Source organism: Pseudomonas sp. MWU16-30323 (assembly GCF_020515595.1).
Taxonomy (GTDB): Bacteria; Pseudomonadota; Gammaproteobacteria; order Pseudomonadales; family Pseudomonadaceae; genus Aquipseudomonas; species Aquipseudomonas yamanorum.
In genome coordinates, this window is record NZ_JAIWYM010000017.1 from 14,040 (window position 1) to 36,690 (window position 22,651).

The window sequence follows — 22,651 nt, forward strand, 5'->3', positions numbered from 1 at the left end:
CACTCAAGGAATGACCGATGAAAACTCTTTTTGCAGGACTGCTGATGACCGCCACCACCCTCGCCGCCCACGCCGATGAGATCAAGCGCGTGCCGCTGCCCAACTCGAACTTCCCGATCTCACTGGCGGTGTCGGTGCCGCCGCAGACCGAACTGCTGTTTGTCAGCGGCTTGCTGGCCGACCTGCATGACCCCAAGGCACCGAAAGACTCGTTTGCCGCCTATGGCGACACGGCCATCCAGACCACGTCGATCCTCAATAAGCTCAAGGGCGTGCTGCAAAGCCAGGGCCTGGATCTGGGGGATGTGGTGCAGTTGCGGGTGTTCCTGGTGGGCGATCCCGCCAAGGGCGGCAAGCTCGACTTCGCCGGTTTGCAGGAAGGCTACACGCCGTTCTTCGGCAGTGCCGAGCAGCCGAAAAAACCGGCCCGCACCGCTGTGCAAGTCGTCGCCCTGCCATTGCCCGGTGGGCTGGTAGAAATCGAAGCGGTTGCCGCGCGCAAACGCTGACAGGGACATCACTCGAGACCAAGGAGCTCCACTCTCATGCGAACATTCAACTGGCTGACGGCACCTCTGTGGCGAGGGAGCTTGCTCCCGCTGGGGCGCGTAGCGGCCCTGAAGCCTGACTCTGACTGTGGCGTCGATATTGGGGCTGCTACGCAGCCCAGCGGGAGCAAGCTCCCTCGCCACAGCAAGCTCCCTCACCACAGCAAGCCCCCTCACCACAGCAAGCCCCCTCACCACAGTAAGCTCGCTCACCACAGCAAGTCCCCTCACCACAGCAAGCTCGCTCACCGCAACAGGCTACATCGGCACCATCATCTGAAACTCCTGCCGCTCTCGCTGGCGTGCGGCCTGGCGTCCTTCGGCGTCGAATCCGCCGAAGACCGCTCTCCCACCCTCGACACCGTCGTCGTCACCGGCAACCGTGGCGCCGAACAACGTACCGTTACCACCAGCCCCACGCCCATTGATGTGATCAGCGGCGAACAGTTGCGGGCCGTGGGCAAGCCGAGCTTGCTGGAAGCCCTGGGCAAGCTCATCCCCTCGTTCAACCTGCCCGACCGCGCCGGCTGGGATGCCAGCGGCGTGGTGCGCTCGGCCACCTTGCGCGGCTTGACCGCCTCTCATGTGCTGGTGCTGGTCAACGGCAAACGCCGTCACACCAGCGCCACCCTGAACATCAACGGCATCAACAGCGGCGCCGCTCCCAGCGACCTCGACCTGATCCCGGTGGCCGCCATCGACCATGTGGAAGTGCTGCGCGACGGTGCGGCGGCGCAGTACGGTTCGGATGCGATTTCCGGGGTGATCAATATCATCCTCAAGCAGACCACCGGCGGCAGTTCCGACACCACCCTGGGCCAGAACTACGACGGCAAGCGCGGCACCGGCCAGGAGGCCCTGAACTATGGCTTCCAGGTAGGCGAAGCCGGGGTGCTCAACGTGTCCCTCGATACCCGCTACCAGGAGCGCGACAACAAGGCCGGCAGCAACGGCTACAGCAGCCATTACTACCCGCTGGCGGATGGCTCCCCCGACCCGCGCGAAGCAACTTCCAGCCACCACACCTACAAAGGCTACGGCTCGCCCCGCAGCCAACTGGCCGACGTCGCCTACAACCTCGACCTGCCCCTGAACGACGACCTGACGCTGTACTCGTTCTCCACCCTGGCCACCCGGGAGAACAACGACGGCCAGAACTTCCGCCTGCCCAATGGCCGCAACACCATCACCACCGGGCCCAATGGTTACCCCAATGGCTACAGCCCGTACTGGCTGGTCAACGAGACCGACTTCCAATCCGCCTTCGGTGCCAAGGGCAACGACCTCGGCGGCGGCTGGGCCTGGGACTTGAGCAGCACCTACGGGCGCAACTATGCCAAGCAGCGTACCTACGACAACCAGAACCCGTCCCTGGGTGAAAGCACGCCGAACAGGTTCACCTCCGGGATCTATATTGCCGACCAGCTCACCACCAACCTGGACCTGAAAAACACCTACGAGATCGGCCTGGCCAAGCCGCTGGACGTGGCGTTCGGCCTGGAGCACCGGCGCGAAAGCTACGAGACCCGCGCCGGTTCCGAGGCCTCTTATATCGATGGCGGCTACGTGTTCCCGGCGGGCCATCCACGGGCCGGGCAGCGTCCCGATCCGGGCGCCCAGGTCACCAACGGCATCCGCCCCGAAGACGCGCAGAAGGTCAGCCGCAACAGCGTCGCCAGCTATGTCGACCTCGGGTTCTACCCCACCGAGCAGTGGTACGTCGGCGTGGCCGGGCGCTACGAGCATTACAACGAAGGCGTCGGCGGCACCCGCAGCGGCAAGCTCAGCACGCGGTATGCGTTCAACCCGGTGTTTGCCCTGCGCGGCACCGTGAGCAACGGTTTTCGTGCGCCGTCCCTGGCCAACGAGATTTTCACGGCGCGCTCCACCGGGTTCGACACCATCAATGGCGTGTACCAATCGTATAACTACGTGATCCTGCCGGTGGATTCCGCCGGCGCCCAGGCCTTGGGTGCCAAGTCATTGAAACCGGAGCGCTCGACCAACTTCAGCCTCGGGTTTGCCGTTACCCCAAGCGATGACTTGAGCCTCACGGTGGACGGCTACGTGATCAACCTGCGGGACCGCCTGGTACTCAGCGAACGCTTCCAGGGCCCGGGCATTGCCTCCTTGCTGGACAGCATCGGCGTACCGGCCACGGCGGGCGCGCAGTACTTCACCAACGGCGCCAACACCCGCACCTCCGGGGTGGACGTGGTGGGCAACTACCGGCAAAACCTCGACCGCTACGGCTCGGTGAAATGGACCGCGGCGCTGAACTACAACCACACGCAAATCCTCAGCGTCAACGACACCCCGGCGCAGCTCGCCGCCCTGGGCGACTTCCAGTTGATGGGCCGCCAGTCCCGGGCGCTGATTACCAAAACCTCACCCAGCAGCAAGATGATCTTCTCCGCCGACTGGGCGATCCACGACGTCGACGTCAACCTGCGCTTGACCCGCTACGGCAACTACACCGAGGTCAACAGCTCCAGCGACCCGAGCCTGGACCGCACGTATTCGGCCAAGTGGATCACCGACCTCGATGTGGCCTATGCAATCACCAAACAGCTGACAGTGGCCGTGGGTGCGCAGAACCTGTTCGACAAATACCCGGATCATATCGGCGTGAAGAACTCTTCGTTCGGCGATAACTGGGGCAGCTATTCGCCGTTCGGGTTTACCGGCGGGTATTACTACAGCCGGGTGCAGTACGCGTTCTGACTCAACAACCGCCGGCCAGGCGCTCACGCAGAAACTCGATCAACGCCTGCACCGGGCGCGAGCTCTGGCGGTGCTGGGGGTACACCGCTGACAGGGTCAGGGAGTCCGGCGTAGAGTCTTCCAGCAGCGTCACCAGCCGGCCGTCCTGCAAGGCTTGGGCGACGATAAAGGTTGGCAGATACGTGATACCCAACCCGGCGATCGCCGCGTCCCGCAGCAGCTCACCGTTGTTGACGCGCATGCGTCCGCTGACGTTGCGTGTGTGGGGTTTGCCATCGACCTTGAAGTGCCATTGCACCTGGCGACCATGGCCGTAAGGCAGGCATGCGTGATCGGCCAGGTCATCGGGACTCTGCGGCGTACCGTGGCGGGCCAGGTAGTCCGGGCTGGCGCAGTAGACGCGCTGCACACTGGCGATGCGCCGGGCGATCAGGGTCGAGTCTTCCAGGGCGCCGATGCGCAACACCAGGTCGTAGCCTTCGCTGATCAGGTCTACCGGGCGGTCGCTGAGGTCGACTTCCACGGTGACGTGGGGGTGGCGTTGCAGGAACAACGGCAACAGGCTGCCCAGGTGCGCCATGGCAAACGACAACGGCGCGCTCAGGCGGAGGGTGCCGCGGGGGTCGGTGTTTTGCCCGGCGATACCCTGCTCCACTTGCTCGACTTCACTGAGCAGGCGCAGGGCGGATTCGTAGTAACTCTGGCCCAGGGGCGTGACATCCAGGCGGCGGGTGGAGCGGTTGAGCAGGCGTACGCCGAGGCGCTCTTCCAGCTGGATCAGGCGGCGGCTGACAAATTGCTTGGACAGGCCAAGGTGTTCGGCGGCGGCGGTGAAGCTGCCGGATTCCATGACCTGGCAAAACAGGCGCATGTCTTCGAAGGGGTTCATTGTCGCTTCTCGGTGGACGCTGAAGCTCTTTATAACCGGGTTGTCGCATCACCACCAATCAAATATCGATACCCATGTGGCCAGGGAGCTTACTGTGGCAAGGGAGCTTGCTGTGGCGAGGGAGCTTGCTCCCGCTGGAGTGCGAAGCGCTCCCAGGATTTCTGGGGCCGCTACGCAGCCCAGCGGGAGCAAGCTCCCTCACCACAGCAAGCTCCCGCGCCACAAGGAGGTTGCTTCAACCCTGAGGTTACTTGGCCGTCAGCGCCGAGTAGCTGTTCATCAGGTTGCGATAGTTGGGAATGCGCGGCGACAGCAGGTTGGCCAGGCCTTCCATGTCGTTGCGCCAGTCCCCTTGCAGCTCGCAGGCCACCGAGAACCAGTTCACCAGTTGCGCACCAGCGGCCGTCATCCGCGCCCAGGCGGCCTGTTGCACGGTTTCGTTGAAGGTGCCCGACGCATCGGTGACCACGAACACTTCAAAGCCTTCCGCCAGGGCCGACAGCGTCGGGAAGGTGACGCAGACATCCGTCACCACACCGGCAATGATCAGTTGCTTGCGCCCGGTGGCTTTCACCGCCTGGACGAAATCCGCGTTGTCCCATGCGTTGATCTGGCCAGGACGTGGGATGTACGGCGCGTCCGGGAACAGTTCTTTCAACTCCGGCACCATCGGGCCGTTGGGGCCGTTTTCGAAGCTGGTGGTGAGGATGGTCGGCAGTTTGAAGAACTTGGCCAGGTCCGCCAGGGCCAGCACGTTGTTCTTGAACTCGTTGGGCGAGAAGTCCTGTACCAGCGAGATCAGGCCGGTCTGGTGATCCACCAGCAGGACCACGGCGTCGTCTTTGTTCAGGCGTTTGTAAGTCATGGGAACACTCCTTTGGGGTTAGATTCAGAAGGCAAAACACGAGCAGCCAAACGCGCCCCAGAAACCCTGGAAGTCGCTGACCGGCACGTTCGAAAGACGCGCCCGTTCATGGCTATGGGAATGAACACCACAGGGGCCGCTGCACTGGTGCACCTGGGCCTGTAGCGGTGAAGTCGGGCGCCAGTGGCCCGGCACCTTGACCACCGGCGACCAGTCCGGCAGCACCGGCACGCTGGGGGGCGCGAAATCTTCAAAGTCGCCGGCGCCGTAGACCACCTTGCCGCCGACCACGGTGAGCACCGATTCGATCCACTTGATGGCTTCCTCGTCGACGCTGAAGAAGTCCGCCGACAACGCCGCCACGTCCGCCAATTGGCCGACCTTGATCTGGCCTTTCTTGCCCTGCTCGGAAGAGAACCAGGCGCTGCCGTGGGTGAACAGTTCCAGGGCGGTCAGCCGGGGCAATCCTTCGGCATGCAGTTCCAGCCCGCCCACGGTGCGGCCGCTGACCATCCAGTACAGCGAGGTCCAGGGGTTGTAGCTCGACACCCGGGTGGCGTCGGTGCCAGCGCCCACCGGCACGCCCTCGGCGAGCATGCGCTTGATCGGCGGCGTGGCCTCGGCAGCCTTGGCGCCGTAGCGCTCCACGAAGTACTCGCCCTGGAACGCCATGCGGTCCTGGATCGCGATGCCGCCGCCCAGCGCCCGCACCCGCTCGATGTTCTGCGGGGTGATGGTTTCGGCGTGGTCGAAGAACCACGGCAGGCCGTTGAACGGGATGTCGCGGTTGACCTTCTCGAACACGTCGAGCATGCGCGAGATCGACTCGTTGTAGGTGGCGTGCAGGCGGAACGGCCAGCGCTGTTCTACGAGGTGGCGCACCACCGGTTCCAACTCCTGCTCCATGGTCAGCGGCAGGTCCGGGCGTGGCTCGAGGAAGTCTTCGAAGTCGGCTGCCGAGAACACCAGCATTTCGCCGGCGCCGTTGTGGCGCAGGTAGTCGTCGCCCTGGTGCAGGGTCACGCTGCCGGTCCAGTTCTTGAAGTCGCTGAGTTCTTCCTTGGGCTTCTGGGTGAACAGGTTGTAGGCGATGCGCACCGTCAGTTGCTGGTCCTTGGCCAACTGTTCGATCACGGCGTAATCGTCGGGGTAGTTCTGGAAACCGCCGCCGGCGTCGATGGCACTGGTCAGCCCCAGGCGATTGAGTTCACGCATGAACTGGCGGGTGGAATTGACCTGGTATTCCAGGGGCAGTTTCGGGCCCTTGGCCAGGGTCGCGTAGAGAATCATCGCGTTGGGCCGCGCCACCAGCATGCCGGTGGGGTTGCCGTTGTGGTCGCGCACGATCTCGCCGCCGGGCGGGTTCGGTGTGTCCTTGGTGTAGCCGGCGACCCGCAGGGCCGCGCGGTTGAGCAAGGCACGGTCATACAGGTGCAACACGAACACCGGCGTGTCGGGGGCGGCCTGGTTGAGTTCGTCGAGGGTGGGCATGCGCTTTTCAGCGAACTGGAATTCGTTCCAGCCGCCCACCACCCTCACCCACTGCGGCGTGGGCGTGCGGTCGGCCTGGTCCTTGAGCATGCGCAGGGCATCGGCCAGGGACGGTACGCCTTCCCAGCGCAGTTCAAGGTTGTAGTTCAAGCCGCCACGGATCAGGTGCAGGTGCGAGTCGTTGAGGCCAGGGATCACGGTGCGGCCCTTGAGGTCGATGACCTGGGTACCACTGCCGCGCAGGGCCATGGCTTCGCCGTCGGTGCCCACCGCGACAAAGCGTCCCTGGTGGATCGCAACTGCCGTGGCGCGAGGATTTTCACGGTCCACGGTGTGGAACTGGCCATTGAACAGAATCAGATCGGCGTTCATAGGTTTTCCTTTACAGAGGCTTCAAGCCAGGGCGCGAACAGGCGGGTGGCCGCCGGCATCAGCAGGTAGACCACCAGCACGACGATGGTCAGGGTGACCAGAAAGGTGGCGACGATGTAGTTGGACAAGAACGGGTGCAGCCTCAGTACCGGGCCCCAGATGATCGGCACCAGCAAGGTCAGCGGCAGGATCACCAGCAGCGTGACCACCGCCTGCTTCCAGCGCGGCGGCTTGGCAGCGGCATCGGCCAGGGGCGAAAACCAGAACTCGTTGACCGCGCCGACTTCAGTCTGGTCGCCGTCGGCCAGCATCGGTGCGGCTTCATTGATCAGCGCCAGGCGCTGCGGCGACTCCAGCCAGCGTTCCAGGTCATCGGTGGAGCGGTAACGCAGCACGCAGGTGAACAACGCCAGGCCGCCCTGCTTGCTGCGCACCACGTCAACGCCGAGGTGGCCGGGGCGCTCGCCGGCAATGCGCACGATGCGCCGCAGCCAGGCTTCGTAATCGGCTTCGTGGCCGGGTTTGATGCGGTGTTTGACCACCAAGGTGACCACCTCGTCCGGGCCGCCTTGCTGCGTGACTGAGTCCATCGTGCCCCTCCCCCCTGAATACGTGAGCGATGGCCGCAGTGTGGGGCGTCGCGCAGCGTAAAAATTGGATGTACGTGCTCTGTTAAAGCGTCCGGGACATGTGTTCGCCAATCCGCGATCGCAACCAGCGCTCCGCCGGATCGTTGTCGTGCACCCCGCTCCACACCATCGACAGCTCTGCCGCGTCGATGGCGAACGGTGGGTCCTCGGCCCGCAAGCCGCTGCCTTGGGTCAACGCGCAGGCGGCATAATCGGGCACCGTCGCAATCATCTCGCTGCCGGCCAACAGGTCCCGTAACCCACTGAATTGCGGCACCGCCAACACCACCCGCCGCGCCCGGCCAACCCGCGCCAGGTCCAGGTCGATGTTGCCGCTCAAGTCACCGGAAAACGACACCATGGCATGGGGCCGTGAACAGTAGTCGTCGAGGGTCAACGGCTCCGGCCGGTCGTCCCCCCGCAGGACCTTGCACGGAATATCCCGCAGCTTCTTGCGCTTGGCATTGGCTGGCAGCTCGGTGGTGTAGCTGACCCCCACGGAGATCTCGCCACTGGCCAGCAATGCCGACATCAGCAAGTAGTTCGCACGCCGCACCACCACGATGATCCCGGGCGCCTCTTCCCGCAGTTGGCTGAGCAACGGCGGGAACAATCCAAACTCGGCGTCATCCGACAGCCCGATGCGAAACACCGCGCAACTGGTGGAAGGGTCGAAGTCCTTGGCGCGGCTCACGGCGCCGGAAATGATGTCCATGGCCGGTTGCAACTCCTTGAGGATCGCCACGGCCCGTGGCGTGGGCTCCATGCCGCGACCATTGCGCAACAGCAGCGGGTCATCGAACAGGTCGCGCAACCGACCCAGGGCCGCACTGACCGCTGGCTGGCCCATGAAGAGTTTTTCGGCAACCCGGGTCAGGTTCTTTTCGAACATCAGGGCCTCGAAAATCACCAGCAGGTTCATGTCGACGCGGCGCAAGTCGTTGCGATTCATAGGGTTTCCCGGGAGGTGAGCACCCCGTCAGCTAACCACGCTCAAGGCCGCTGCAATTGCATTCCTGTGCTGTCTTTTTTGCGCAGGCACCTGGCGAAATTAACAACGATTAACTCGCCAGCCAGACGGTCCGGCACCAAGAATACGGCGGTCTACACTGGATTTTCATCAACAGGACACGCTCCCATCGACCACGGAATCTGTCATGGCCCGACTTGAGCAAATCGCACCCACACCGCACACCCGAGCCCCTGCCACCGGCGGCCTGTGCCCCCGCCGCGAACGCATGGTCAAGCAGTTGATCCTGGCCAACCTCGGGGACAGCCTGGAAGTCGCCGAACTGGCACGGGCCTGCGCCCTGTCCCGCAGCCATTTTTCCCGCGCGTTTAAATGCAGTACCGGCCTCTCTCCCCAGGAATGGATTCGCCAGCAACGCATCCAGCGGGCCAAGGAGCTGATCATCCACTCCGCCTTGAGCCTGACCCAAATCAGCCAGGAATGCGGATTTTGCGACCAGGCGCACTTCTGCCACATATTCAGCCGCAGCGAAGGCGTAAACCCGATGACCTGGCGTAACCACCAACTTCGCATGATCGCCGCCTAGTGGTGATTGCACCCCAGCGCAAACCTCTGGAATATGCACCACAGACCTCGTTCCAGAGACCGCGCATGAGCAACCCCAGCGACCAGGCCATGCATTTCGGCCCCTACCGGATCCACCCGCGCCAGCGCGCGGTGCTGGAGGGTGGCCGACCGTTGCGCCTGGGCCGCCGGGCGGTGGATATCCTGCTGATTTTGCTCGAGCACGCCGGCCAGGTGGTGAGCAAGCAGGAGCTGATCGCCCGGGTCTGGCCCAGGACCGTGGTGGAAGACGGCAACCTGCGGGTGCACATGGCGGCCCTGCGCAAGGCCTTGGGCGATGGCCAGGCCGGGCAGCGCTATATCGTCACCGTGGCCCAGCGTGGCTACAGTTTTGTTGCGCCCCTGAGCGTCGAGCCCACGGCGTTGGAAGGCGACAGTACAGGGGCTCATCCAGGGCACAACCTGCCACTGCGGCGCACCCGAATGCTGGGACGCCAGGCCCTGATCGAAAGCCTGGTGCAGCAGTTGCCTCAACACCGCTTCATCACCCTCACGGGGGCCGGCGGTATCGGCAAGACCACCGTCGCCTTGCGGGTGGCCGAACTGCTGATCGGGCGTTACCGCGACGGCATCCGCCTGCTGGACTTGGCCCCCCTGAACCAACCCTCGATGATCCTGCCCAACCTGGCGGCCCTGTTGGAACTCACGCCACCGAGCCACGAGCCCTTGTGCGGCCTCGCCAGCCTGCTGCGCGAGCGCCAGATGCTGTTGGTGATCGACAACTGCGAGCACCTGCTCGACGATATCGCGCTGATCAGCGAAACCCTGCTGCGCAATGCCCCCCAGCTGCACATCCTGACCACCAGCCGCGAAGCGCTGCGCGCCGAAGGCGAGTTCGTGCAACGCCTGGAGCCTCTGGCGTGCCCGCCGGCCACGGGCGACCGCACCGAAGCGATGGCGTACCCCGCGCTGCAATTGCTGGTGGAACGGGCGTTGTCGCGCTGGGACGGCTTTGAACTGAGTGACGCCGAGCTGCCCCTGGCCATCGACATCTGCCGACGCCTGGACGGCATTCCGCTGGCAATCGAGCTGGTGGCGGCGCAAATCAAACGCTTTGGCCTGCCGGGCTTGCTGGTGCAGATGGAGGATAACTTTCGCCTGTTGACCCGCGGTCGGCGCAGCGCCCTGCCCCGGCACCAGACCCTGCGCGCCACCCTGGAGTGGAGCTTCGATCTGCTGACCGCCAGCGAGCAGGTCTGCCTGCGGCGCCTGGCGGTGTTCCGGGGTGTGTTCACCCTGGAATCGGCGGCGGCAGTGATCGGCGGTGAACACATTGCGCCGACCGAGGTACTGGGTTCGATCACGCAGTTGGTGGCCAAGTCCCTGCTCAACGTTGAGGTAGGCGATGAAGCGGTGACGTATCGACTGCTGGACATCACCCGCACCTATGCCCTGGAGAAACTCAGCGCCGCCGGTGAGCTTGAGGCCAGTCGTGAGCGCCACGCTGCCCGGTGCCTGACGCTGATGAATCAAGCGCAGGCCGACTGGGAACACGTGTCCACCCAGCAGTGGCTCGACCGTTATGCCGCCTGCCGCGAAGACGTGCGTGCCGCCCTCGACTGGGGGTTGAGCCAGGCAGGCGCGCCGTTGCTGGCCATCCGCTTGACGGTCAGCGCGATGCCGCTGTGGCAGGAGCTGTCGCTGCTCGCCGAGCACGGTTTGTATGTGGGCAAGGCCCTGGCCCTGCTCCAGCAATCAACCACGCCCTGCGCGCACTTGCACCTGCAACTGCAGTTGGCCCTGGGCAGTTTTTCCTATCACACCCAGGGCGCAACCCCACAGACCATCGAGGCCTTTGAGCGCGCCAGGCAACTGGCTGAAAACAGCCAGGATGTCGCCGGCCAGCTCAGGGCCGTGTCCGGCCACCTGGCAGTCAACCTGTGCAGCGGTAACTACCAGCAAGCCCTGCGTCAAAGCCTGCACTTCGATCACCTGGCCCCCAACGCCCCACCACTGCTGGGCTTGAGCGCACAGCGCCTGCGGGTACTGGCGCAACATTTTGCCGGCAACCAGGCCCTGGCACGGCACAACGCTGAACAGGTGATGCAGCGCATGGCGCAGAGCGGCCACCGCAATCGGTTTACCCATGGGTTTGGCGTGCAATACGACCAGAGCGTGGCGTCGCTGACGGTGCTGGCGCGCATCCTCTGGCTCCAGGGTTTCCCGGAGCGCGCCTGGCGCACCGCCCGTCAGGCGCTGGAGCTCGCGCTGCAAATCAATCACGGCACCTCGATCTGCTACACCCTGGCCCTCGCGGGTGTCGTCATCGCTCAATACAACGGTGACGACCGAGCGGCGAGATCGATGCTGGAGCTGCTGTCACAGCAGGCGCAGAAGCACTCGGTGCTGCTGTTCGACACCTGGGCCAGGCATTACACCCAGGCACTGGACGGCGTGGTGCACGAAGAGAACGTCGAAGGCCTGGGCCTGATCAAGGACATCGTTGTGACCCTGCACACAAGGGACGTGGATGAGGCCTGCTTCGAACGGGCCCGGCGGGGCGATGCGGGATGGTGCACCGCAGAAATCCTGCGGGTGCGCGCCGAATCCCTGCTGCAGCGGGCTGACCCGCCCCCGACGCAGGTGGCTGAAAGCCTGTTGCTGGAAGCGCTGGGGCTGGCTCGTCATCAGGGCGCCTTGGCCTGGGAACTGCGAAGCGCCCTGTCACTGGCCCGCCTATGGCAACGCGAGGGCCGGCACGCCGCCGCGCGCGACCTGTTGCAAGCCGTCCACGGGCGCTTTACCGAAGGGTTTTCCACGCCGGACCTAGTGAGCGTGCGCCGCCTGCTCGACGAACTGCACCACAAACTGCCGGCCTGAGAACGGACCAAGATAATGCCCGTAGCCTTGCTGCAACAACCTCACCTGTGCCCGGTCACCCAGGCGGCCCAGCGCATAGGCACGTACGCTATTGAGCAGGCGATAACGCCGGGGGCCGGGACCGGGTTCGACGGTCAGCAGCGAGGTGTCCACCAACCGTGCCAGCAGATAGGGCAAGTCGGCGTGTTCCAGTTCAGTACCGGCAATCAGCGCGCTCAGTCTCGGCAAAGTCACCGCCAGCTTGAACAAGCCTAACTGGAGGAACAGCCAGCGCTCCGGCAGGCTCAAGCGATCGTAGGTCCAGTCCAGCGCCGCGTTCATGGATTGATGCCGCCCTACCGCGGTTCGCCGCCCGCGAGTCAGCACCAGCAAGCCGTTCGCCAACTGTACCTGCAAGCCCTTGATGCCCAGGGCATCGACCTGGGCCGCTGCCAGCTCCAGGGCCAGCGGGATACCGTCGAGGCGCCGGCAGATATCCCGCAGGGGGACCAGGTCTTGCCTGCGCAAGTCAAAGCCCTGCTGGCAGGCCTGGGCCCGGCTGACAAAAAGCTGCACCGCAGGATAAGCCAGCGCTTGCTCGACAGAGGCCAATGCCGACAGCGGCGGCACCGCCATCGCAGGCACGCGCTGAACCCATTCGCCGGGGGTATGCAGCGCTTCGCGGCTGCTCAACAACAGCGTCACCCGGGGCGCCATTTCCCGCAGGGCAGACACCAGGTTGCGACACGCCGCCACCGCCTGTTCGCACCCATCAAGCACCAACAGCAATTGCCGCGACGCCAGGTGCCGGCAAACGCCTTGCAACGTAGCACCCGCTTCAACCTCCATCCCGAGCGCCTTGCCCAACTGACGGAGCACGCCGGATAACTGGCTGATCCCGGCCAGCTGCACCAACCATACGCCGTCGCGATAGCGCGGCAGAACCTGTGCGGCCAGGTACAGCGCCAGGGTGGTTTTGCCGATGCCGGCGCCCCCGGTGAGCGTCATCAGCGTTTGCCCCGGCAACCGCCGGGCAAGGGCATGCGCCAGCGGCTCCAGGCCGAACACCGGCACCAGGCGTGCTGGCAGGTTATGTTGAGGCAAGGGCTGTGCAGCTTCTGCCTGCATGGGTGGCGTCGCGACAAAACAATAACCGCGCTGCGGCACGTTGATGATGTAGCGCCGCCCGCCCTCGCCCTCGCCCTCGGCCAAGGCACGGCGCAGGGCCGCGATGTGCACCCGCAGGTTGTTCTCCTCCACCACGCTGCTGGGCCACACCCGTGCGATCAGGACCGCCTTGCTGACAAACTGCCCCGCCTGCTCCACCAGCAGCGCGAGAATGTCCAGCGCACGCCCGCCCAGCGGCAGCGGCCGGCCCTCTGCGCACACCAGGCGCTGCTGGGGGTAGAACGTGAAGGGTCCGAAGCGCACTGCGCATTCCGGTTCAATCGTATGAAGGCTGTTCATGCTCGTCAAAGCGCTGAAACACCCGTTCTTGGGCGCCTGCGCATCCTTTTCCATGGGACTGACCGCTATCTTGCCAGCTACCGGAGACAGGACAATGCTGGCACGGGGATCCACACGGACATTCAGGTGCGCCAGACGGACATCAGCTGAATTGCTGGCGGTATTGAGTTGGATTCAAGCCGAGTTTTTCACTGAACAGAAACCGCATATGCCGCACGCTGCCGAACCCCGCATGGAACGCAACGGTCTTGAGCGGCAGGTCGGTGCTTTCCAGCAAGTGCCGGGCACGATCGATGCGCGCACCTTGCAGGAACGCCATCGGGGTCATCTGCACTTCCTTGGCAAACACCCGCGCAAAGTGCCGCGTGCTCATGCCCGCCAACTGCGCCATGGATTCGATGGTAAAGGCCTGTTCCAGTCGCTCCAGCACCTGGGTCTGCACCCGGGTAATCGCGGTTTCCTGAGGGGCCACCGCGGCGGTCATCGGGCTGAACTGGGCCTGGCCACCCTGGCGTTTCATGACCACCAACAACACTTTGGCCACGTCGACAGCCACCTGCTTGCCGTGGTCCTGGGACACGATGGACAGCGCCAGGTCGATGCCCGCCGTCACGCCGCCCGAGGTGATGAGCCGGCCGTCCTGCAGGTAAATGCGGTCGGTCTCAACGATGGCCTTGGGAAAGGCCTTGATCAGCCGTTCGGTGTAATGCCAGTGGGTGGTCACGTGCTGGCCGTCCAGCAAGCCCGCATACCCCAGCACAAAGGCGCCGGTGCAGATGGAGCCGAACCGCCGGGCGCGGGGCGCAGCGGCCTTGAGCCAGGGCAACAGGGCGGGATGGCATTCGTTGTAGGCGCCGGGGCCGCCGGGGACCAACAGCAAGTCATACGCCTCAAGGGCCTGGTCCAGCTGCAGGTCGGGGTGTACCACCACGCCATTGGAGGCTCGCAGTGGCCCGGGCTCGGTACCGATGGTCAGGATCTGATAATGGGCTGGCGGTTCAAGGTAGCGATTGGCAATGGAGAACACCTCCAGCGGCCCGGCCATATCCAGCAGAAGGAAATCAGGAAACAGCGCCATGGCCACGGTTTTCATTGTCAGGAATTGTCCGTTCAGGAGGTGAATCCGAGCATTATGGCACGCCGCCCACTGTCAACTCACACAGGACAGTCATTCCGATTTCAGCTTCTTAATCAACCTGCTGCTAACCAGTAATCTTCTCCTCACACCGAAGCCCTGCATCTCGCAGCCCAGCTTCCCTTAAGGAGAACACCCCATGCTGACCCTTCGCAAAGCCTCGGAACGCGGCGCCGCCAATCACGGTTGGTTGAAGTCGTTCCACACCTTCTCGTTTGCCAACTACTGGAATCCCAAGGAACAGGGTTTTTCCGACCTGCTGGTGATCAACGATGACCGGGTTGCCGCCGGCAAGGGTTTCGGCCAACACCCGCACCGCGACATGGAGATTTTCTCCTATGTGCTCGAAGGCGCCCTGGAACACAAGGACACCCTGGGCACCGGTTCGGTGATTCGCCCCGGCGATGTGCAACTGATGAGCGCCGGCAGCGGCGTGGCCCACAGCGAGTTCAACCACAGCCACACCCAGGGCGTGCACTTCCTGCAAATCTGGATCGTGCCGGCGGTGGCGGGCGCGGAACCGCGCTATCAGCAGGAGCACTTCACCGAGGCGCAGAAACGCGGCCGGTTGCAGTTGATCATCTCGCCGGAAGGCACCGACGGCTCCCTCGGCGTGCGCCAGGATGCGCGGGTGTATGCCGGGCTGTTCAACGGCTTTGAAACCGCCAGCCTGCCACTGGCCCCGGAGCGCTACGCCTACATCCATGTGGCGCGGGGCAGCGTTGAAGTCAACGGCCAACGCTTGCACGAGGGCGACGGTGCCCGAGTGCGCGACGAGCGGGAGATTCACCTGAGCCATGGCGAAAATGCCGAGGTGCTGGTGTTCGACCTGCGCCCTCAGGAACGGCCTGAAATGCCGTGATGATCGGCGCGATGGCCCGCGAAAACGGGCCATCGCTGGCGTCGATAGTCACCATCAGCCCAATGAAGTTCTCTAAAAAAATCCACCGCGTAACATCGCATCCATACCAACCAATGACATCCCGGAGCACACCCTCATGAAACGCCAACTCTTGCTTAGCCTCGCTTTCTCGGTACTTGCTGTAAGCGCCTTTACCCAACCTGCCCTCGCTGAAGGCGGCGCGGATCGCCTGATGGACAGCCGCGTGGCTGAGGGTGGTTCTGACCGTTTGCTGGAACGTCGTGTTGCTGAAGGTGGGTCTGATCGCCTGCTGGAACGTCGTGTAGCGGAAGGTGGCGCTGACCGTCTTCAAGAAAACCGTGTAGCTGAAGGTGGTGCTGAGCGTCTTCAAGGCAACCGTGTAGCTGAAGGTGGTGCTGAGCGTCTTCAAGGCAACCGTGTAGCTGAAGGTGGTGCAGACCGCCTGATGGAAAATCGCGCATAACCGCTGCTGCTTGCGGTTCACCCCAAGCCGGCCTGATCAGCCGGCTTTTTTTCGTCTGCAGTTATTGAGGATCACGCGCTTGCGACGGTGCCTGTCAGCCTCAATGGCGCGGTATATCCGACAGATTATTACAACCAAAATGTAGGACCGCTCTTGATTGTCGACGCGTGATTGAGACTCAAGTCCCGCCTGCCTAAAGTGTCCAGCACTGCGGACCGGCCTGCTTCAAGCGCCATTTTGGCTGATACGGGGCGTGAGGCTCGAATGGCTGGATAACGGAGAACCCGCATGACCGACAACCCATCGGCGCCTCGTGTGGCGCCCATGACCTATAACGCCCGGGGTAATCCCGTGCATACCTGGACGATGACGCCCAGCAGCATGACGGACGCGGTGCACTGCATATTGCCGCCGGATGGAATTTTGCCGGTGATATTCGTGCCGGGGATTATGGGGTCGAATTTAAAGAGTAAGCCTGAAAACCTTGAAGTTTCAGGCGTCCCAGTCTGGAGGTTGGATGCCGGATTCTTGGGTAAAAATATGTGGCTGGCCACAAACTGGATTCGAAAGTCAGCGGGTGTCAGGCAGAAAAAACTTCACCCGCTTCGGACTGATGTTGATAACCAAGGTGCTGTGCCCAAGCGATCTGCGGGCACGGTCTTGGTGCCGCCTGGGCGGGACAAGAAAGAATCAACTCTGGCACTGACCAAGCGCTACATAGAACGCGGTTGGGGCGAGGTCAGCGAAACTAGCTATCACGCTTTCCTTCTTTGGCTGGAAGATACCCTGAACAGCGAATTTCTGCCTCACCAATGGCCACAGTTCGACATCCGGCCCGAGCACCTGCATACCGTTGCTGTCGAACCTGGGCCGACGCATATCACCCGGTTAAAGCCCGAAATCCCCATTGGCATGCCAGGGCTGGGTGCCACCCTGGCCAGTCAGTTGCCGTCGATTGTGTCGGATGAGCTGGTAGCGCGAGGTGGTTACCGCATGCCGGTGCATGCGTGTGGGTATAACTGGTTGGACTCCAATGAGCAGGCAGCGTTAAGGCTGGCTGAGCGCATTGACGAATTGATGCGTCAATACGGTCGCAACTGTCAGCAGGTGATTCTGGTCACCCACTCCATGGGCGGCTTGGTGGCCCGGCGGTGTGCGCAGTTGCCCGGTATGGCCGCCAAAATTGCCGGTGTTGTGCATGGGGTAATGCCCGCCACGGGTGCACCTGTGGCGTATCGCCGTTGCAAGGTCGGTATGAGCGACGAAGATCCGATTGCCGGTGCAGTGATTGGCCCGACTGGCCAGGAAGTAACCGCCGTTTTTGCGCAGGCACCTGGTGCCTTGCAACTGCTGCCTACCCAGGATTACACCCCTGGCTGGCTGAAGCTGATCGACGATAAAGGCGTTTCGGCCATGCCGCGCCAACCCGTAAAAGATCCTTATGAAGAGATCTATTTACGCCGCGATCGTTGGTGGGGGTTATTGCGCGAAGAATGGTTGGCGCCCAAGGATGGTGATGCGATTACGTGGAAAGATTTCGCCGAGAACATCGGGAGTGCAAAGGAGTTTCACCAGGATATCGCTGGTTCATATCACCCTCAAACCTATGTCTACTACGGCAGTGAAGACAAGCATCCCAGCTTCGAGTCCATCACCTGGCAAATGACGCGCGGCGCTAACGTCAATGGCCCTCATGGTTCACGCCCGGATAGCTTCACGGTTTCCAATCTGCAGATGCATCAGGTCAGGGATGATGGCCGCAGCCCTGTGTATGTCGGCGGCCATGAGCAACCCATACCCCCCCTGCGTGGCGATCCTAATGCGCCCGTTAAAACTGTGCAGACCAGCTATTGGGAGCTGCATTGCAAAATGCAGGACGGCTCTGGCGATGGCACCGTACCGGTCAGTTCTGGCAGCGCGCCGATAAAGCAGGCGCGCAATGGTGGCGTCCGCCATCAAATCAAGGCACCCGGTTTTGATCATGAAGCGTCCTACGCCAACCCGCTGACGCAGCAGTTCACCCTCTATTCACTCATCAAAATAGCGGCAAATGCCAAGAGGCCCCTATGCGTCAGCTGACCATTTTTTTTGCCTGCCTGGTGCTGGGTTCCTTCACTGCCTGTAGCACCTTCAAACAACCCAGTGAACAGGAGAAACGAAACGTGAGCGAAATGACTACCCACATGCGCACCTGGGCGCTGGGCCGTGGCTTGATCGACTTGCCCGCGAACTGGAGCGGTGGCGGGGATGTGAAGCTTTTCTATGGGCTAGGTGCCGATCACTCGTCCGTTGAAGTGCGTGTGTTGGGAGAGGGTGTGACACAGGCGCGATTTGATGCCGCGTTAAATGAGCGGTCACATCGAATCGCTGCGTTCAAAAACTATAAGCAGTCTGATGTGTCCATGTTGGTTTCGGCGGTACGGGTCTCACCGCAGAGTGTAACGCTGCAGTACTTCAAGCAAGCGTCGCGCCGTCAAACCTTCGTTCACGAATTTCACCTTCTGGTAGACGACGCCTACGTCATGCTCCGCGCTGATTCGTATGATGGCAACACCGCCCCGGTTGAAGCACGCCTTTTAAAACTCTCCAAGGAAATCTTCAAAGTTACTGCACCGCAGAACGCAGGTGCGGGCTTCGCCTTGGGCCCCGTCGTCATCAGAAGCCATCACGATCAGGAAATCGCGACATTTAATTTTCGGCCACCAGCTTCGGATGTATCGCTGGAGGTCTACGTCAATGCGCTTTCGCCAGGAGAGAGTGAGCGCTTGCTGGCCCGCACCAAAGAAACAACCAGGATTTTTCTTGCCGACGATTACGACAGCTTGCGAGCAGGCACTACGAATATCGCGAGTATGCGAGCCGAGGAGCTTTTGATTGGCTTCAGTGATGACACCCATCGTCAACTGCTATTCCTCGCCGAAAACTACCGTGAAGCGCGCTCATTAAGTAGCCCCTTCATGAGTTTCAGCTTGTCAGCAGGGGGGGTTAAAAGCAGGCCAAAGAACCCTGATGTCGAAGCCGATCTTGTCCGTTGGACATTGCCGGCGTTCGCCAACAAAGGCTACGACCTGCCGCTCTGGCAACAACCGGCCACGCCAGAGCCCGTCAACCCCTCACTCACCGACTACGAAGCCATGGCCGTCTGGGACGCGATCCTCAAGTCCGTGCGCATTCGCTACGGCGCGGTCGCGCCCAAGCCGGATCCTTGGTTCAACCCCCGCGGGCCTAGCCCCGAAGAGGCGGCCGAAAGCAAACGCATCCTCGATGAATTCATCGCCAGCTTCGGAGAACCCAAGCCGGGGCCGGGGCAGAAAGACTGATCAATCCAGCCACACCACCGCCTTGCCAATCTGCTGCCTGGCTTCAATCCGCGCGTGCACCTGCTGCACCTCTTCCAGCCTGTAATGCCCTTCGATATCCACCGTCAGCGAACCCTCAAGCATCGCCGCAAACACTGCATTGGCACGCCTCTGCACCGTCGGCCCGTCGGCCATGTGGTCGTTGAGCCGTGGCCGGGTCAGGAACAGCGAGCCGGCTTCCCCCAACTCCATCGGGTCCAGATCAGTGATCGAACCGGAGACGTTGCCGTAATTGACGATCAGCCCCCGCGTACGACAGGCCTTGAAGCTTTCACGCAAGGTGGCCTTGCCCACCGAATCGAACACCACGTCCACACCCCGCCCCTGCGTTACCTGCAAGACTCGCTCGGCAAACCCGTCGTATGGCCAGGCGTGATCAGCACCCCGCTGAAGGGCAATCGCACATTTTTCAGTGCTGCTGCCGGTGGTGAATACCGTGGCGCCGAGTCGACGGGCCATTTGCACCAGTAACTGGCCGATGCTGCCGGACGCGGCATGGATCAGGCAGCTGTTGCCTGCCTGCAACCGTGCGACATCTTCAATCAGGTAGTGAGCCGTACAGCCCTGGAACATCGCCGCAGCCGCCTGATCGAAGCCGATCGCATTCGGAATCTGCGCCACTCGCGCGGCCGGCACACGGGCGTATTCAGCAAACGCGCCCCAGGCAATGCACCACGCCACCCGGTCACCTGGCGCCAGATGGTTAACGCCCTCGCCCACTTCCACCACCACACCCGCGCCTTCCATGCCCAGGGTGCAAGGCACTCGCACCGGGTACGTCACCGACTGGGCGTACTTGCCCTGACGGGTATGCACATCCATGAAGTTGATCCCGGCGCAGGCCACCTTGATCAGCACGTGGCCGGGTGTCACTGGGGGTTTGGGCACATCAAGGCGCAGTTGAACGACCTCCGGGCCGCCATAGGTTTCAAGGGTGAGGGCTTTCATCGCGGGACAACTCCGTTTGCGGTGGGAATGCGCCATGGTAAAAGGCGCTACTCTGTACGAGAATTCCCCAACACCTCCCACCCTCCGTGCGGAAATAACCCGATGTTCGACTGGCAGGACCTGTATTACTTCACCGTACTGGCGCGCACCCAGTCACTGTCGGCTGCCGCCCGCGAGCTGCAGGTGGAACACGCCACCGTGGGCCGGCGCGTCGATGCCCTGGAAAAAGCCCTCGGCGTAAAGTTGGTGGATCGCCTGCCCCGCAGCCGGCCGCTCACCGAGGAAGGGCTGGCATTGGCGAAGCTGGCGGCCGGTATGGGCGAGATGGCCACCGAAGTGATGCGCCTGTCCCGCGTGGCCTCCATCGAGGTGGCCGGCACCGTGCGGGTCAGTTGCCCGCCGTCGATTGCCATCCACTGCATCGCGCCCCATGTCGCCCGGTTCAGGGCGCAGTATCCCAAGCTGAATATCGTGTTGATGTCCTCGACAACACTCGCCGCCCTCGACAAAGGCGAAGCCGACATTGCCCTGCGCACGGTGCGTCCCGATGAGGAAGCGCTGGTACGCAGAAAGGTCGGCGCCGTGCGCTTCGGCCTCTATGCCACGCCCGAGCTCAAACAACTGCCTGCCGAGCAGTGGACATTCATTGCCTATGACGCCACCCGCGACCACCTGCCCCAACAGGCGTGGATGCATCAGGTGCGCGGCAACCGCACCATTGCCTTCGCCGCCAGCGACCTGATCACCCAGCAAATGGCCGCCCGGGCCCAGGTGGGTGCGGTGGTGTTGCCCACGCTGGTGGGGGATCACGACGGGGCATTGGTGCGGTTGGCAACGAACACCGAAGGCCCGGTTCGCGATATCTGGCTGACGGTTTACCCGGACATGCGCCGCTCGCCTTCGGTGAAGGTGGTGATGGAGTTTTTGGTGAGTTGCATTGAAGGCGAGCCGCAGTTGCGGCGGTGAGACCGATTACTGCGCGGCGTACTGTTCGTCGCTGACCTGCTCCATCCAGTCCACCACCTTGCCGTCGAGCATTTCGTTGATCGCGATATGGGTCATGGCGGTGTTCGCCGTCGCGCCATGCCAATGCTTGACCCCGGGTGCGATCCATACCGTGTCGCCGGGGCGAATGGCCCGCACGGGCTGTCCCCATTCCTGAACCTGGCCCAGGCCTGCGGTGACGATCAATGTCTGGCCCAACGGGTGGGTGTGCCAGGCGGTTCGTGCACCCGGTTCAAAGGTGACGAAAGCCCCGGTCACGCGTGCGGCGTCGGTGCCCTTGAAGGGTGAGTCGACGCGTACCGTGCCGGTGAAACAATCCGCCGGGCCTTTGGCTGAAGGCTGGGAACCGTTGGGCGTGATGGTCAGCATGGGCGTCTCCTGTGCCGGTGAATCCAACGCAAGTAGGGAAAGTGAAAGTGCAGTGGCGGCGAAGCTGGTGTTCATAGGCCGGTCATCCTTTCCAGGGCTTCGGGATAGCGGTCGCCGTGCACGGCTATGTTCGCGGCGGCCACGTCCAGTTCATTGAGTTCTGCCGCACTGAGCTGCACTTCGAGCGCACCCAGGTTTTCCGTCAGGCGCGAGGTTTTGGTGGTGCCTGGAATCGGCACGATCCAGGGCTTCTGGGCCAGCAACCAGGCCAGTGCGATCTGCGACGGCGTGGCGTGTTTGCGCAGGGCGACCTGGCGCAGCAACTCCACCAAAGACTGGTTGGCCTGCAACGCTTCAGGGGTAAACCTTGGCAGATTGCTGCGAAAGTCCGAGCTGTCAAAGGTGCTGTGGCTGTCGAACTTGCCGGTCAAAAAGCCTTTGCCCAGCGGGCTGTAAGGCACCAGGCCAATCCCCAGTTCCTCCAGCAACGGCAGCACCTCGGCCTCCGGCTTGCGCCACCACAGCGAGTACTCACTTTGCAGAGCGGTTACGGGTTGAACAGCATGGGCGCGGCGGATGGTTGAGGCACCGGCTTCCGACAAACCGAAATGCTTGACCTTGCCCTCCAGGATCAAATCCTTCACGGCACCGGCCACCTCTTCGATCGGCACATTCGGATCAACCCGATGCTGATAAAACAGGTCGATAACATCGGTCTTCAGGCGCTTCAGAGAGGCTTCGGCTACCTGGCGGATATGTTCGGGGCGGCTGTCGAGACCGGACCATTTACCATTGCCGGACGGGTCTGGGGCAAAGCCGAACTTGGTGGCAATCACCACCTGCTCACGCAGCGGCGACAGGGCTTCACCCAGCAGTTCTTCATTGATGAACGGGCCATAGACTTCGGCGGTATCGAAGAAGGTCACGCCTTGTTCAACCGCGCCGCGCAGCAAGGCCATCATCTGCTGTTTGTCGGCCGCAGGGCCGTAGCCGAAGCTCATGCCCATGCAACCGAGCCCCAGGGCCGAGACTTCAAGTTGGCTGTTACCGAGTGTGCGTTTGCGCATGGTCATTCTCCGGGTAAGGGGACTGAATCCAATCTAACAGTTAC

The 22,651-nt window shown here is 62.8% G+C and carries 19 protein-coding genes; 9 read left to right on the plus strand and 10 right to left on the minus strand.

All coding sequences use genetic code 11. The annotated features are described in order from the left end of the window. Nucleotides 1–17: 17 nt before the first annotated feature. Together LIY45_RS19245 and LIY45_RS19250 are read left to right on the plus strand one after the other, a co-directional pair. Nucleotides 18–509, plus strand: a complete 492-nt coding sequence (locus LIY45_RS19245; RefSeq protein WP_226477250.1) for a RidA family protein — start codon at nt 18–20, stop codon at nt 507–509. A 36-nt stretch (nt 510–545) separates the two neighbouring features. Further along, nucleotides 546–3,272: a TonB-dependent receptor gene (locus LIY45_RS19250; protein WP_226477251.1), complete on the plus strand. Its 2,727-nt coding sequence runs from the start codon at nt 546–548 to the stop codon at nt 3,270–3,272. Nucleotide 3,273: 1 nt separating this feature from the next. On the opposite strand, the gene LIY45_RS19255 is transcribed toward LIY45_RS19250, so the two are convergent. The 5 genes from LIY45_RS19255 to LIY45_RS19275 form a co-directional block, all read right to left on the minus strand. After that, entirely contained in the window at nt 3,274–4,161 is an 888-nt protein-coding gene (locus LIY45_RS19255) for a LysR family transcriptional regulator (protein ID WP_226477252.1), read from the minus strand. A gap of 247 nt (nt 4,162–4,408) precedes the next feature. Next, nucleotides 4,409–5,026 carry an isochorismate family cysteine hydrolase YcaC gene (gene ycaC / locus LIY45_RS19260; RefSeq protein ID WP_226477253.1) on the minus strand — a complete coding sequence of 206 codons (618 nt, stop codon included), beginning with the start codon at nt 5,024–5,026 and terminating at the stop codon, nt 4,409–4,411. Between the two features lie 24 nt (nt 5,027–5,050). Beyond that, entirely contained in the window at nt 5,051–6,889 is a 1,839-nt protein-coding gene (locus tag LIY45_RS19265) for an amidohydrolase (RefSeq protein WP_017479056.1), read from the minus strand. Beyond that, complete coding sequence (locus LIY45_RS19270; RefSeq protein ID WP_226477254.1) at nt 6,886–7,479, minus strand: antibiotic biosynthesis monooxygenase; 594 nt, start codon at nt 7,477–7,479, stop codon at nt 6,886–6,888. Before LIY45_RS19270 ends, LIY45_RS19265 begins: the two co-directional genes overlap by 4 nt. An 82-nt stretch (nt 7,480–7,561) precedes the next feature. After that, on the minus strand, nt 7,562–8,470 hold the full coding sequence (locus LIY45_RS19275; RefSeq protein WP_017479054.1) for a LysR family transcriptional regulator: 909 nt from the start codon (nt 8,468–8,470) through the stop codon (nt 7,562–7,564). A gap of 205 nt (nt 8,471–8,675) precedes the next feature. On the opposite strand from LIY45_RS19275, the gene LIY45_RS19280 reads away from it, so the two are divergent. Further along, entirely contained in the window at nt 8,676–9,074 is a 399-nt protein-coding gene (locus LIY45_RS19280) for an AraC family transcriptional regulator (protein ID WP_226477255.1), read from the plus strand. Between the two features lie 65 nt (nt 9,075–9,139). Beyond that, nucleotides 9,140–11,932 carry a winged helix-turn-helix domain-containing protein gene (locus LIY45_RS19285; protein ID WP_226477256.1) on the plus strand — a complete coding sequence of 931 codons (2,793 nt, stop codon included), beginning with the start codon at nt 9,140–9,142 and terminating at the stop codon, nt 11,930–11,932. Here the strand turns inward: LIY45_RS19285 and LIY45_RS19290 are convergent. Together LIY45_RS19290 and LIY45_RS19295 are read right to left on the minus strand one after the other, a co-directional pair. Beyond that, nucleotides 11,879–13,432 carry a winged helix-turn-helix domain-containing protein gene (locus tag LIY45_RS19290; protein ID WP_226477257.1) on the minus strand — a complete coding sequence of 518 codons (1,554 nt, stop codon included), beginning with the start codon at nt 13,430–13,432 and terminating at the stop codon, nt 11,879–11,881. The two genes, LIY45_RS19285 and LIY45_RS19290, sit on opposite strands and share 54 nt — an antisense overlap. Before the next feature lie 88 nt (nt 13,433–13,520). Further along, complete coding sequence (locus tag LIY45_RS19295; RefSeq protein WP_226477258.1) at nt 13,521–14,471, minus strand: GlxA family transcriptional regulator; 951 nt, start codon at nt 14,469–14,471, stop codon at nt 13,521–13,523. Nucleotides 14,472–14,652: 181 nt separating this feature from the next. On the opposite strand from LIY45_RS19295, the gene LIY45_RS19300 reads away from it, so the two are divergent. The 4 genes from LIY45_RS19300 to LIY45_RS19315 all read left to right on the plus strand — a co-directional run bounded on the left by LIY45_RS19300 (nt 14,653) and on the right by LIY45_RS19315 (nt 19,179). After that, nucleotides 14,653–15,375, plus strand: a complete 723-nt coding sequence (locus tag LIY45_RS19300; protein ID WP_226477259.1) for a pirin family protein — start codon at nt 14,653–14,655, stop codon at nt 15,373–15,375. A 136-nt stretch (nt 15,376–15,511) separates the two neighbouring features. Then, the gene (locus LIY45_RS19305) at nt 15,512–15,859 is read left to right on the plus strand and encodes a hypothetical protein (protein ID WP_226477260.1); all 348 of its coding nucleotides are present in this window, start codon (nt 15,512–15,514) and stop codon (nt 15,857–15,859) included. A gap of 288 nt (nt 15,860–16,147) precedes the next feature. Next, nucleotides 16,148–17,938: an alpha/beta hydrolase gene (locus LIY45_RS19310; RefSeq protein ID WP_226477261.1), complete on the plus strand. Its 1,791-nt coding sequence runs from the start codon at nt 16,148–16,150 to the stop codon at nt 17,936–17,938. Continuing rightward, nucleotides 17,926–19,179: a T6SS immunity protein Tli4 family protein gene (locus LIY45_RS19315; protein WP_226477262.1), complete on the plus strand. Its 1,254-nt coding sequence runs from the start codon at nt 17,926–17,928 to the stop codon at nt 19,177–19,179. Before LIY45_RS19310 ends, LIY45_RS19315 begins: the two co-directional genes overlap by 13 nt. Here the strand turns inward: LIY45_RS19315 and LIY45_RS19320 are convergent, their stop codons facing one another. Beyond that, nucleotides 19,180–20,166, minus strand: coding sequence for a quinone oxidoreductase (locus tag LIY45_RS19320; protein WP_226477263.1), 987 nt, complete (start codon nt 20,164–20,166; stop codon nt 19,180–19,182). Between the two features lie 102 nt (nt 20,167–20,268). Between LIY45_RS19320 and LIY45_RS19325 the strand changes: the two genes are divergently transcribed. Then, on the plus strand, nt 20,269–21,132 hold the full coding sequence (locus tag LIY45_RS19325; RefSeq protein WP_226477264.1) for a LysR family transcriptional regulator: 864 nt from the start codon (nt 20,269–20,271) through the stop codon (nt 21,130–21,132). Nucleotides 21,133–21,138: 6 nt separating this feature from the next. On the opposite strand, the gene LIY45_RS19330 is transcribed toward LIY45_RS19325, so the two are convergent. After that, the gene (locus tag LIY45_RS19330) at nt 21,139–21,540 is read right to left on the minus strand and encodes a cupin domain-containing protein (RefSeq protein ID WP_226477265.1); all 402 of its coding nucleotides are present in this window, start codon (nt 21,538–21,540) and stop codon (nt 21,139–21,141) included. Nucleotides 21,541–21,611: 71 nt separating this feature from the next. Further along, on the minus strand, nt 21,612–22,607 hold the full coding sequence (locus LIY45_RS19335) for an aldo/keto reductase (RefSeq protein WP_226477266.1): 996 nt from the start codon (nt 22,605–22,607) through the stop codon (nt 21,612–21,614). Nucleotides 22,608–22,651: the final 44 nt, after the last annotated feature.